The 11,895-nt window shown below is 62.1% G+C and carries 11 protein-coding genes and 1 tRNA gene; 5 read left to right on the forward strand and 7 right to left on the reverse strand.

Going from position 1 to position 11,895, the window contains the following annotated elements; genetic code table 11:
* Positions 1–24: 24 nt before the first annotated feature.
* The 5 genes from J2S73_RS04720 to J2S73_RS04740 all read right to left on the reverse strand — a co-directional run bounded on the left by J2S73_RS04720 (position 25) and on the right by J2S73_RS04740 (position 4,813).
* Entirely contained in the window at positions 25–1,608 is a 1,584-nt protein-coding gene (locus J2S73_RS04720) for an MFS transporter (RefSeq protein WP_306884276.1), read from the reverse strand.
* Positions 1,595–1,882 (reverse strand): GNAT family N-acetyltransferase, encoded by a 288-nt coding sequence (locus tag J2S73_RS04725; protein WP_306884944.1) that lies wholly within the window; start codon positions 1,880–1,882, stop codon positions 1,595–1,597. The genes J2S73_RS04720 and J2S73_RS04725 overlap by 14 nt, the downstream gene beginning before the upstream one ends.
* A 32-nt stretch (positions 1,883–1,914) precedes the next feature.
* Positions 1,915–3,774, reverse strand: a complete 1,860-nt coding sequence (locus J2S73_RS04730) for an amidohydrolase (protein ID WP_306884277.1) — start codon at positions 3,772–3,774, stop codon at positions 1,915–1,917.
* Between the two features lie 71 nt (positions 3,775–3,845).
* Complete coding sequence (locus tag J2S73_RS04735) at positions 3,846–4,535, reverse strand: hydrolase (protein ID WP_306884278.1); 690 nt, start codon at positions 4,533–4,535, stop codon at positions 3,846–3,848.
* A gap of 17 nt (positions 4,536–4,552) precedes the next feature.
* Complete coding sequence (locus J2S73_RS04740) at positions 4,553–4,813, reverse strand: DUF1427 family protein (protein ID WP_306884279.1); 261 nt, start codon at positions 4,811–4,813, stop codon at positions 4,553–4,555.
* A gap of 222 nt (positions 4,814–5,035) precedes the next feature.
* Here J2S73_RS04740 and J2S73_RS04745 point away from each other — a divergent pair, with 222 nt between their 5' ends.
* The gene (locus J2S73_RS04745; protein ID WP_306884280.1) at positions 5,036–5,941 is read left to right on the forward strand and encodes a LysR family transcriptional regulator; all 906 of its coding nucleotides are present in this window, start codon (positions 5,036–5,038) and stop codon (positions 5,939–5,941) included.
* An 886-nt stretch (positions 5,942–6,827) separates the two neighbouring features.
* Positions 6,828–8,192 carry a hypothetical protein gene (locus tag J2S73_RS04750; protein ID WP_306884281.1) on the forward strand — a complete coding sequence of 455 codons (1,365 nt, stop codon included), beginning with the start codon at positions 6,828–6,830 and terminating at the stop codon, positions 8,190–8,192.
* 185 nt (positions 8,193–8,377) lie between these two features.
* Here J2S73_RS04750 and J2S73_RS04755 read toward each other — a convergent pair.
* A tRNA-Ser gene (locus J2S73_RS04755) sits at positions 8,378–8,467 on the reverse strand.
* A gap of 356 nt (positions 8,468–8,823) precedes the next feature.
* Between J2S73_RS04755 and J2S73_RS04760 the strand changes: the two genes are divergently transcribed.
* From J2S73_RS04760 to J2S73_RS04770, 3 genes are all read left to right on the forward strand, one after another.
* Complete coding sequence (locus tag J2S73_RS04760; RefSeq protein WP_306884282.1) at positions 8,824–9,147, forward strand: hypothetical protein; 324 nt, start codon at positions 8,824–8,826, stop codon at positions 9,145–9,147.
* Between the two features lie 71 nt (positions 9,148–9,218).
* Complete coding sequence (msrA, locus tag J2S73_RS04765; RefSeq protein ID WP_306884283.1) at positions 9,219–9,890, forward strand: peptide-methionine (S)-S-oxide reductase MsrA; 672 nt, start codon at positions 9,219–9,221, stop codon at positions 9,888–9,890.
* A 46-nt stretch (positions 9,891–9,936) separates the two neighbouring features.
* A complete protein-coding gene (locus tag J2S73_RS04770) occupies positions 9,937–10,803 on the forward strand; it encodes a CHAD domain-containing protein (RefSeq protein WP_306884284.1) in 867 nt (288 codons plus the stop codon).
* A gap of 34 nt (positions 10,804–10,837) precedes the next feature.
* On the opposite strand, the gene mepA is transcribed toward J2S73_RS04770, so the two are convergent.
* Positions 10,838–11,776, reverse strand: a complete 939-nt coding sequence (gene mepA / locus J2S73_RS04775) for a penicillin-insensitive murein endopeptidase (protein ID WP_306884285.1) — start codon at positions 11,774–11,776, stop codon at positions 10,838–10,840.
* Between the last annotated feature and the right edge of the window lie 119 nt (positions 11,777–11,895).

Consider the following 11,895-nt stretch of genomic DNA (forward strand, 5'->3'; position numbering starts at 1 on the left):
ACTGTTCGGTATGATTTCGGGCAACTAAACCGGTGCGACAAAGTGGCGGACTACCGGGCCAGAGCTGCGCCGGTCGAAGGCGCGTACCCGGTCTTGCAGGTCTGCATCGTGCCTGGTGACCCGCGCATGCTGTTCGAGGTGCTCGTTCCAACTGGGCAGGTGAAAGCTCTCGATCCAGATCTCGGGATCTTCGACGCTCTGATGCAGGTCCCACCGTGTCGCGCCATCGCGCAGGCGTTCGCCGGAAAACGCGCGGATCGTGCGCTTGAACGCATCGCGATCGGCTTCGGCCACACGGTATTCCACCGTGACAAGCGCAGGCTGATCCGCCGAAACGTCCGGATGAAGGGCCGGTGCCTGCGGCCACATCGAGGCCGCAGCGAGATCCAGCGCTTCACCCTGACCGACAGTGAACCGACGGGTCGCCAATAGCCCGGCAACCAGTCCGCCAGCCGCAGCAAGCAGCGCAGTCCGGACAGAGGTCGCTGCCGCCAGCTGGCCCCAAGAAACCGAGCCGAGCGCCATCGCGCCGAAGAAGGTCATCAGGAACACGGCAAGCCCGCGAGCGCGCACCCAATCGGGCAGCGCCATCTGGGCCGATACGTTGAATGAGGTCAGTACGGCGATCCAGCTGAATCCGCCGAGAAACGCGCCCGCCATCAACCCCGGGGCCGTCCCGACGAGCGCCAGAACGACCAGCGCGAGCGCGGTCCCGACCGTCCCGGCCTGGACGGTCATGTCCGACGACAGCCGGTTCTGCAGTCGGGGCAACACCAGCGCACCCGCCACCGCTCCCGCCCCGACCAGGGCCATGAGCGTGCCGTAGAGTTCAGATCCCCCGCTTTCAGCGTCCCGCGCGATCAGGGGCAGGAGCGACCAATAGGCCGATGCGAAAAGGAAGAAGGCCAGAGCGCGCACCAGCGTTGCCCGCATCGGACCGTTGTGGCGTACATGGCGCAAACCCGTCGTCATTTCGGAGGCTATGGAGGCGTGATAGGCCCGCGAAGGCCGCATGTCCGGGCTCCAGAGAAACAGTGCGCCGATGATCACAAGATAGCTGGCGGCGTTCAGGGCAAACGGTGCGGCAAGTCCGACACCGGCAATCAGGACGCCGGCGAGGGCGGGACCGATCGCACGGCTGATGTTTATCCCCATCGAGTTGAGCGCGATCGCGGGCTTGAGCGTCTCCCGCGGAACGAGGTGCGGCACGACCGCTTGCCAGGCCGGCGCCATGAACGCCGCGCCGGTTCCGATCGCCAGCGTGAACAGGATCAGCACAACCGGCGTAATCCGGTCCAGCCAAACGAGCACCGTCAGGGTGCAGACGATGAGAAAGAGCGCGATATTGATGACGATCAGCATGCGCCTCTTGTCGAGACGATCCGCCAGGGCCCCCGCGAACAAGGCGAAGAGGAACACCGGCAGTGTTGTGGCCGCCTGCACCAGCGTGACCACTGCGGGGCTGGGATTCAGGGTGGTCATCAACCAGCCTGCGCCCACGTCGTGCATCCATGTGCCGATGTTCGAGATGAGGGTCGCCGTCCACAACAACGCGAAGGCATGATGCCGGAAGGGAGCAAAGGCCCCCGGCGTCTCAGCCGATGACATCTGCGCTTTCCTCGCGGTGCCGATCCATGTAGCTGCGCAGAAACGGGCAAAGCGGCACGATCTTCTGTCCAGCCTTGCGGGCATCGGCAATCACCCGTCGGGCCAGCGCACCGGCCACGCCCATACCGCGCATGCTGTCGGGCACGGCGGTGTGGTCGACGATGATCATGGTCGGCGAAGCCTTGGAAAACGTCATCTCGCCGCTCCCGTCGACGCCCGCGACCGTCGCGAGATAGCGCCCCTTGGTGTCGGTCTCTTCGCGGGTGATATCGATGTCAGCCATGTGTTGCCCTCCTTGGTCCCGGATCAAACCGCAAAGCAGGAGCAGCCGAGCGCTCCCCAGAACGCAGGTCGGTTCCGAACCGGGATCGGCGCGGTCCAGGCGATGGAGTGGCTGTGACCGTGCACTCCGCAACGCGTGGTGCAGCCCTCATGGCAGGCGCGCATATGCGTTGCAGCGGGCGCTTGGGCGGCAAGGCGCTCGCCAGGGCTGGCAAACAGGGCATTCGCGGACCAATCGGGCGATGCCGGCGGCAGGGGCGGATTGTACGAGGCAAAGTGATCCCCCGCGAAAACGATCCGTCCGCCGACCACGGTCATCACGGATGTGATGGATCGTATGCGATCGTCGGGAACAGACATCAGGTCGTCAGACAGCACCGCCAGATCGGCATACATGCCGTGGGCGAGCTTGCCCTTGACGTCCTGTTCTCCCGAGAACCAGGCCGAGCCGGTCGTCCAGATCGCCAATGCCTCCTCGCGGGTCAGGAGGTTGCTGTCATCATAGAGCGCCAGTCCACCGACCGTCCTGCCGGTTGTCAGCCAATGCAGGGCGACCCACGGATCGTAGCTTGCCACGCGGGTCGCATCCGTCCCGCCGCCCACGGGCAAACCGGTCTTCAGCATCTCCCGCATGGGCGGGGTGGCCTGGGCGGCCTCCGCGCCGTAGCGGTCCACGAAGTACTCCCCCTGAAAGGCCATACGGTGCTGCGTCGCGATTCCGCCGCCCAACGCCTTGATCCGCTCGATATTGCGGGGACTGATCGTTTCGGCATGATCGATGATGAACCGCGTCCGGAAGGGCTGGCGCTGGTTCACCCGCTCGAACACGGTCAGAAAACGGTCGATGGTCTCGTCGTAGGTCGCGTGGATGCGGAAGGGCCATTCGTTCGTGGCGAGAAGTTCCACAATCTTCTCGAGTTCGGCCTCCATCACCGGGGCGGGATCCGGGCGCGGCTCGAGGAAGTTCTCGAAGTCGGCGGCCGACCAGGCGAGATTCTCGCCCGCACCGTTCATGCGGATCCAGTCGTCACCTGCGCCGGGCTCGGTCATGCCGACCCAGTGCTCGTAATCGCTGAGTTCCTGCCCAGGCTTCTGGGCAAAAAGGTTATAAGCAATGCGCAGTGTCAGCTGGCCTTCGGCGTGGAGCCGCCGCACCACGTCGTAGTCTTCAGGATAATTCTGCCCGCCGCCGCCCGCATCGATCACCGAGGTCACACCGAGCCTGTTCAATTCGCGCATGAAGTGCCGCGTGGAATTGATCTGGTCCTCCAGCGGCAGCTTCGGACCCTGTGCCAGCGTCGAATAGAGTATCAGCGCAGACGGCCGCGCGATCAGCATGCCCGTCGGGTTTCCGTGTCTGTCGCGCTCGATTTGACCACCAGGCGGGTCTGGCGTGTCTTTTGTGATCCCCAGTGCCGCAAGGGCGGCGCGGTTCAGGAGCGCTCGGGCATAAAGGTGTAGGACGAAGACGGGCGTATCGGGCGCTGCGGCGTTGATTTCGTCGAGCGTGGGCATGCGTCGCTCTGCGAACTGGAACTCCGACCATCCGCCGACCACGCGAACCCATTGCGGCGCGGGCGTATTTTCGGCCTGCTTGCGCAGCATGGCGAGTGCGTCCGCGACAGACGGCAAATTCTCCCAGCGCAGCTCCATATTGTAGCTGAGGCCGCCTCGGATAAGGTGCGTGTGGCTGTCGTTCAGGCCGGGAATGACACGGTGCCCCTTGAGGTCGATAACCTCGGTGGCGTCGGTCTTCTTCGCCATGACCGCCTTGTCGCTTCCCACCGCCACGAACCTGCCGCCCTTGATGGCAAGCGCCGTTGCATCGGGTGTCGCCGGGTCGAGCGTCGTCAGACGCCCGTTCAGGAGGATGAGGTCAGCCATCGTGCACGATCTTTCGTAGCGCCCCGGGGGATGCGCGGAGGCGCCGGCCCCCGCGCACGCGTCTCATGCCGTCAGGCGGCAGCGACCGGAGCCTGCGTCTGCCCGGTGTGTGACGTCCGTGCCGGCGCCTTGTGAACCATGGTGAAGGCGTAATCGACGCCCATCCCATAAGCGCCGGAATGCTCCTGCACGAGCGCGATCACGGCGTCATAGGTTTCCTTTCGAGCCCAGTCGCGCTGCCATTCCAGCAGGACCTGCTGCCAGGTCACCGGAACCACGCCAGCCTGCACCATGCGGTCCATGGCATATTTGTGGGCGTCCTCGGAGGTCCCACCGGATGCGTCGGCGACCATGTAGATCTCGTAGTCCGTATCCGCCATGCAGCTCAGAGCGAAGGTCAGGTTGCAGACTTCGGTCCAAAGTCCGGAAACGACGATCTTTTTCCTTCCTTCGCCGGCGCCTTTCGCAAGGGCATCGCGAACCTTCTGGTCGTCCCACGAATTCATCGACGTGCGCTCAAGGAGCGGCGCCTGGGGATGGACATCGAGCAGTTCGGGATAGGTATGACCCGAGAAGCTCGCTGTCTCGACCGTCGTGATGACCGTCGGGATGTCGAATATTCTGGCAGCCTTTGCCAGAGCGACGGTGTTGTTCTTCAGCATCTGCCGGTCGATCGACTGCACGCCGAACGCCATTTGCGGCTGATGATCGATGAAGATCAGTTGGCTGTTTTGCGGAGTGAGAACGTCGAGCTTGGACATGTGTCGCCTCAGTCGGTTCAACTATCAGATTTGACAGACCTGCCGCTCCGGTCCGGTTCGTGGCTTCGTGACACGGAGAAGGACTTCATGTGCAGAACATTCGACAAGACGTCGCCATGTCCGCGCACCCACTGCACTGTGGCTTCGCCCGCAAGCATGCCCAGCAATCCCAACAATGCGATGATTGGCGGCGCCGGAGATCGTACGGAGACAAGCCCATAGATCACGCCGACGCCGATCCCGATGGCAAGGGACACGAAATAGGGCGTCCAGTTCATCCCGCCTCCTTCGCTATGGGTGCGCGGTGAGGCTTCGCCGGTGATGTGGCTCCGTTCGGACGCAACTCGTGTTCGCCATCGTGAGAGGCGGTAACCGCGCGCTTATCCATGTCGGCCTCTTGAAGGATCAAGCTTCCCGCTGTCTGAGATAGGCGCTTTTGATGTTGATCTGAATGATCATTATTATTCATTCATTATTGCAATCGGAGTAATGCTGCAGCCATGCAGGAGCTCAAGCCGATCCGTGTGTTTCTGGAGGTCGCCGCACAGCAGAGCTTTGCTGCCGCAGCCAAGTCTCTTCGCATGACGCCGGCCTCCGTCACCCGCATCGTCGCACGGCTCGAAGAGGACCTCGGTCAGCAGCTGCTCGTAAGGACGACGCGGCGGGTCTCGCTCACGTCTGCGGGCGCCATCGTGGCGGCCCGGTATCGGCCGGTCGTCGAAGCGTTCGACCAGGTCAGTGACGAGCTGAACCGGGCCATGCAGCCCGATCGCGGACGCCTGTCGATCAATGCGCCCATGTCGTTCGGGCTGAGGCTTTTGCCGAGACTGCTGGGCAGCTTCAAGCTCGCGTATCCGAACATCGATCTCTCAGTCATGCTGACGGACAGATTGGTGGATATCGTCGCCGAGAACTGCGATCTGGCGATCCGGCTGTCGGAACCGCCGCGCGAGAAGTCCACGATCTGGCGCAAGATCTGCGAAGTGCCGCGCTGCGCCGTGGCCGACAGAAGCTTTCTGGAACGCAACGGACGTCCGGACGACCCCGAAGGCCTGAATCCCGATTTATGCCTTTCCTACGGTTTCGGCGGCGATGTCGAGACATGGCGCTTCCGAAAAGATGGCATGAAGAGGTCGATCAAGACGGGCTCGGGCATTCACTCCAACAACGGCGATTTTCTGTATTCGATGGTGAAGGCCGGAGCCGGGTATGCCGTCCTGCCGGAGTTCATTGTTGCACACGGCTTGAAAAGCGGCGAGGTGGAAGAAGTCCTGCCGGACTGGAAAACGCCGGCGCTATGGCTGTCGCTCTATTATCCGCCCTATGAAGTTCTTCCGCCGCTGGTCGCGACTTTTACCGACTTTTTCGAGGCCTTCCTGATGGACATGGATGGGTTCGAATTCTAGTGCATGTCGCGTTCAAGTTATGGATCCTGGATCCATGTCTTATCGTTCAGATGGGTCCGGCTCAGCCGGATCTAGTCCAGGTGCTCGATCCGGCGGTCGCCTTGGGCCGGGGCCGCTGGAGCCATGCTGCGAGGCGGAGCAGCTCGCCTTCAGCGTCGACCTTATTCTGGAAGGTGCGGACCGGTTGCGCACGGCGCAACAGAGCCAGAGGCCGTCCACTCAATAAGCCGCAGTGACTGCAGCATAATTCCATATTCCGAAGCGTACCTGCTGGACCGCTGACGGTTCGGTTGAACACCATTTGCGGCAGGCGTTCGTTTGAGACCATTTCACGACGGTGCCTGCCGGCGGCGGCGTATCGCTGTGGTGAACATGCCCAAGATCAAGGGCATGCAGTTCGACGAAGTCGAACGGCGCTCATGGCGGACCTGTCGTTGGATAAAATGTTGGACGCTATTCGACCGACCGAAAGCGGGAGCGCCGAGGAAAACCCTGCATGGAAGAGAACTAAGGGGAATCAGGATGGCGGATGGGGTGGCCACACCGGAGGCTAAATTATTGAAAATGAATAGCTATAGAGTTTGATCTTTGCGTTATGTGCCCGTTTGAACGGATTGAGCGGTGCATGGTGCGGGCGGCAAAGCTTGTCGATTGGGTGGAGGACAAACCGGAAGCAGGCGACCGGATGCGGCTGCTTCTGAAGTACTGGAAGGCGGAGTGCGTGGAGCGGAAGAATCGGCGGTCGGCAGTTGATGAGGTTTGGGAGCTTATCAGCGCTCAGAATCCACAATAGGACACTGAAGTAAACAACTGTCTTTGACGCAACGCTGCGTTACGATAAAGTTATCTAAAGGTCGTGTCGAAACCGAGAAGGGCAGGGAGGGTCATGACAGATCGGCCTGATTATCTTGAAAGAGGTGAAAAGGCGCGGTTATTTCCCGTGCTTGCGGATACGTCTAAGGAAGGGCGTACAACTTCCATTGTTTTGGCTTGTTTGGCGCACGTCCAAGAGTTTGGGCGGGCGATGCTGGCGACCGTCGGACAACGAGTGGGTACGCGTGCACAGGTCGCCTGCTATACAGAAATTTGTTTCAAGAAAGGAGAAAAACCAAAAGGGGATCGACCGGATGGTTTAATCGTTCTGAAAATTGGTGGTCGTGAGTGGAAGGCGCTTGTAGAGGCGAAGGTGGGAAACAATGATCTCGAACAGGGGCAAGTAGAAAGGTATTTAGAGCTTGCGCGCCAAAATGAAATCGACGCAGTTATTACAATTTCAAATCAATTTGCATCGACTCCGACCGAGCACCCGATTTCAGTTACCAGACGGGCTGCGGCAAAAGTCGAATTGTATCATTGGTCTTGGATGCATGTGCTGACGCAAGCTGCGCTCCTTCTTCAGAACGATGAAGTTGTTGACGGAGATCAGGCGGCTATCTTGCTTGAGCTTTCGCGGTTCCTGAGTCATGACAGCGCCGGTGTCAAGGGCTTTGATAGTATGCCCGCCTCATGGAGTGAACTAGTACAGGCTGTCGCGAACGGCGTGGCTATTACACCCCGAACCGCATCCGCGAAAGAAGTTGTCGAGGCGTGGCACCAAGAGGCTCGCGATCTTTCCTTAATATTATCTCGGAAAATCGGCGTTCACGTCACTACCCGCCTTCCGCGGGCTCATCGTACAGACAGTCAGGCAAGACTCAAAGCGGATCTTGAGTTGCTGAGTAAAGAAAATATCATTCAAGCGGCTTGGGATATTAAGGATGCGGCGGGTCCATTGGAGTGCTGCATTGATGTTAAAACAAAGACAATTATTTCTTCTATGAAAGTGCGCGCGCCTTCGGATCGTGTAAAAGCCAACTCTAGATTGAAGTGGCTACTCCGGCAACTACATAACATTTCGGCTGAAGAGATGTTTGTCCGGCTGCATTGGACCGGGCCCGGGAGTTTTACTCAGCACCCGCTGGCGGAATTGCGCGAAAATCCCGATCTAGTTCTGCGGGATCGGCTGAACGCACAATTGCATACATTGGAGGTTTGCCTCGTGCGAGGCCTCGCCAGACGTTTTGGTCAAAGGAAGAATTTCATCACTGACGTCGAGGCATTGGTGCCCGAATTTTACGAACGTGCCGGGCAACGTCTGAAGCCCTGGCAGGCGTCAGCACCGAAAATCAGAGAAAGTTCGACAACCGTCGAGGAAGTTGAACATGAGGCTGAAGGCGAGGCGCTTTCACACCCGAGTCCGGGCAGTGAATAGGCAGCGATGGGTAAGCTGTCCAACAAGGCGATTCGCAGAACCTTGTTGCAGTGTGGGTGCATGCCGATCTCAAGCACTGAGAGATAAGTAAGCTCCCGAAAGCGCGGCAACTGCTGAAAATCTTGGCGATTCTCGGTTATGGCAACGGGCAAGAAATCCAAAAAATTAAATAGAATCAAGGGGAATGGCGGATGGGGTGGGATTCGAACCCACGAGACGGTTGCCCGCCTACACGCGTTCCAGGCGTGCGCCTTCGACCACTCGGCCACCCATCCTTGTTCCCCTGCCGATGGCGGCGTCCGCATCCGGTTCCAAAGGGGAACGGACGGGGCGGGGCCTGGGTCTGCAAGGCCCGCATCGGTGAAGCGCCAGCGGCGGTCCAGCGTTCACGTTCGATCACGAAGCAGGAAGGGGCCGAGGCACCGTCCCGCAGCTGACCGCAAGGGAAGTGCAGCATCTACCCGATAGCCCTTGTCCGGTTCAAGAGGAAACGGCGCGCGCGTGCAATTCTGGCGAAAGCCGGAAAGCGGACAGCCCCGGCGGAAACCGGCACTGGCGACACCAGCGGCTCTGGACGGCGGCACGGCGATCGGCGACAACGCGAGGCCAGTTCCCGGATTTCGGAGTTTGCATGCGTACCCTTCGTTGGCTCCTCAGCCTGCCGCTGCGGGTGGTGGGCGTCGCGCTCTTCCTGCTCGGGCTCGCCGCGGCCGCCTACGATGTTTTCCACAGCGTCCGGATCGACCGGCTCGATTCCGCGTCCCTGGGCGAACTCTGGTACGCGGTGCATCCAGGCAGTCTGAACGTCTCCCAGGCGGTCGTGCAGCGCTATATCAGCCCGACGCTGTGGGATCCCTATATCCAGGGGCTGTTGATCGCGCCCGGCTGGCTTGTTCTGTGCGGCTTCGGGATCGTGTTCCTCGTGGTTGCACGTTTCATCTGGCGCCCCACCTAAATCAGGAACAACAGTGGACTGGGTGTGCGGGGCCGGGCAGTCACAGCCCCGGAAGAGAAAAGGCGTTTGCGATGTCGCTTCTGAAGATGCTGTCGAAAAAGCTGAGCCTGCCGACCGCCGAAGAGGCGCTGAGCGGCCGCGAAAATGCGATCCCGACCGCCGAGACCCACGCCGTTTCCGGGCAGCCTCTGAAGGGCCCCTATCCCGACGGCACCGAACGGGTCGTGTTCGCCATGGGCTGTTTCTGGGGGGCGGAGCGGCTGTTCTGGCAGACCGAGGGCGTCGTCGTGACCGCCGTCGGCTATATCGGCGGTCCGACGCCGAACCCGACCTATAATGAGGTCTGCGGCGGCATGACCGGTCACACCGAAGGCGTGCTGGTGATCTACGATCCGGCCGTGGTGTCGTTCGAGACGCTTCTGAAGGTGTTCTGGGAAGGCCACGATCCGACCCAGGGCATGCGCCAGGGCAACGACGTCGGCACCCAGTACCGTTCGGCCATCTTCACCACCACCGAAGCGCAGCACGCGGCTGCAGACGCGTCGCGTGAAGCCTATCAGGAGGCGCTTGCCGCGCGCGGGCTCGGTCGGATCACCACAGAGATTAACGCTGAGATGCCTTTTTACTTCGCCGAGGACTATCATCAGCAATATCTCCACAAGGTCCCGCATGGCTATTGCGGTCTCGGCGGCACCGGCGTGAGCTGCCCGATCGGCACCGGGGTTGCCGCGTCGCCGTCCTGATCCGCGTGCTCCGGTCCGGGACCCGACCGGAGACGGAGTCCGACCGTTGTCGAAGAAGACAGCCAGACCACGAAGTGCGCCGGATGCGAAAGCGCACCTCGTCACGCAGATTTCCAAGGCCAGGGCGGCCGTTGAGGACGACGATCTCTCCCGGGAGGAGCGCGTTCACGCCGCCCGACGGCGCCTGAAACGTGCCCGATCGATGCTGCGCATCCTGAGGCCGGGTCTGTTTGCGGCGGACTATGAGCGGCATCGGGACGCGTTGCGGAACGCGGCTTCGGATCTGTCCGGGACCCGAGACCTGGACGTGATCGCCGGATTGGCGGCACACCTTAAAACCCACGCGCCGGAGAAGGTTCACGCCGCGCTCGACGAACTGTCGGCGCGGCTTGCTCGGAAAGCCGAACGGGCGCACACCCTCGATACGCCGATCGCCGAGGTCGCCCGCCGTCTTGCGCTCGCGGAAGCCGATGCCCGCGCCATTGAGACGCCAGCGGACTCCGGGCGCTTGTTCGAAGAGGAATTCTTCCGCGCCTACAGGTCATCCCGCAAGGCAATGGACAGGGCCCGGCTCGGGGCGGGCGAGCATCCGTTTCACGAATGGCGCAAGCGCGTGAAGCACCACTGGCATCTGGCCCGGCTGATCAAGGGCGCATGTGCGACCGCGTCAAAGAAAACGGTCCGGCAACTGGACGAGCTGGGCGAGATCCTGGGACTGGAAAACGATCACGCGGTGCTTTCGGCAACTCTTCTCGACGACCCGCTCCTCGCCGGCGATGGACCGTCAGCCGACCGGGTCCATGATGTGATCGACGCACGTCGCAGTGCTCTGCAGAGGAAGGCGCTGAAGCGCGGCGAGAAGCTTTACGGCGAGCCGGTCCGGATCGTCCGGGCAAGGATCGATCCGGATTAGGTGGCAGCTCCGCAGGAGAGACGACCTGCGGGCGTCAATCAGCCAAAAGCACGCTCCGGCAGGCGCTCGGCAGGTCGCCCAGCATGGTCTCGCGCCGCTTGGCCGGCTGGCCCGGCTTCGGCTTGTAGGGCTCGTCGGAGAGCCACCAGGAAAGTGCCTGGCCACAGCCGGCACCGGCGGGCGGCGGGTCCTGGTTCCGGCACGCCGTCTGACCCTCCGGGCACTTCATGCGGACATGGAAGTGATAGTGGTGTCCGTACCAGGGGCGCACATGCCGGAGCCAGTCGGCGTTTGCGTCGGGATCGCCTGAGAACTCGCACAGCGCCTTCTTGATGGCCGGATGCACGAAGATCCGCTCCACCCGGGGATCCGATGCGGCTTGCCGGATCAGGCGCGCGTGGGCGTCGGTCCAGATCGCGGGATCGACCGTCATGCCAGCGTCCTTGAGCATCGAGATGGCGCTCATCTGCTCGCGTTCCTCCCGGCTCAGGCGGCGATCCGGCATCGGAGTGAGCCAGATATCGGCGTCGAGCCCGATCTGATGGCTGGCGTGTCCCGTCAGCATCGGGCCGCCGCGGGGCTGGGCGAGGTCGCCGACCAGGAGCCCGTTCCAGCCGAGGTCCGGGGCCGAGGCCGCCAGATCCTCCAGAAAGGTGATCAGGTCCGGATGACCCCAGTTGCGGTTGCGCGACAGTCGCATGACCTGCCAGGTCTCACCGTCGATCGGCAGGGCCGCAGCGCCCGCCAGGCAGCCGCGCGCATAGGAGCCAATCGAGCGCGCTTCGAGCGGCGCCGGCTCCATGCGGCCGCCGAACAGGAAGCGGGCGGGTTTGGCGAGGTCGGGCGCGGGGGGCGAATAGCCTTCCGGGACCGACGGGCGCGGAGCGGGCAGCGGGACAACCAGCGCGGCCAGTTCCACGATGTCGCCCGTCGGCGGTGCCGCCGGATCCGGCTTCGCTTCTGGATGCGGCATCGTCAGGAGATCCTGAGCCGCGGACGGAGTGACGGCTATCAGGCTCAGCAAGACGAGCGAAACGGCGCCTCGAAACAGGTGCGAAAGGCGGGCGGCGGCAAACCGGCGCATGAACGCGG

This window comes from Amorphus orientalis (genome assembly GCF_030814015.1).
GTDB lineage: Bacteria > Pseudomonadota > Alphaproteobacteria > Rhizobiales > Amorphaceae > Amorphus > Amorphus orientalis.

Excerpts from the sequence above, each read along its gene's own strand:
- J2S73_RS04750 (WP_306884281.1), top strand. The coding sequence starts at position 6,828 with ATGACAGATCGGCCTGATTATCTTGAAAGAGGTGAAAAGGCGCGGTTA.
- J2S73_RS04745 (WP_306884280.1), top strand. The coding sequence starts at position 5,036 with ATGCAGGAGCTCAAGCCGATCCGTGTGTTTCTGGAGGTCGCCGCACAG.
- J2S73_RS04735 (WP_306884278.1), bottom strand. The coding sequence starts at position 4,535 with ATGTCCAAGCTCGACGTTCTCACTCCGCAAAACAGCCAACTGATCTTC.
- J2S73_RS04740 (WP_306884279.1), bottom strand. The coding sequence starts at position 4,813 with ATGAACTGGACGCCCTATTTCGTGTCCCTTGCCATCGGGATCGGCGTC.
- J2S73_RS04730 (WP_306884277.1), bottom strand. The coding sequence starts at position 3,774 with ATGGCTGACCTCATCCTCCTGAACGGGCGTCTGACGACGCTCGACCCG.
- msrA (WP_306884283.1), top strand. The coding sequence starts at position 9,219 with ATGTCGCTTCTGAAGATGCTGTCGAAAAAGCTGAGCCTGCCGACCGCC.
- J2S73_RS04760 (WP_306884282.1), top strand. The coding sequence starts at position 8,824 with ATGCGTACCCTTCGTTGGCTCCTCAGCCTGCCGCTGCGGGTGGTGGGC.
- J2S73_RS04720 (WP_306884276.1), bottom strand. The coding sequence starts at position 1,608 with ATGTCATCGGCTGAGACGCCGGGGGCCTTTGCTCCCTTCCGGCATCAT.
- mepA (WP_306884285.1), bottom strand. The coding sequence starts at position 11,776 with ATGCCGCATCCAGAAGCGAAGCCGGATCCGGCGGCACCGCCGACGGGC.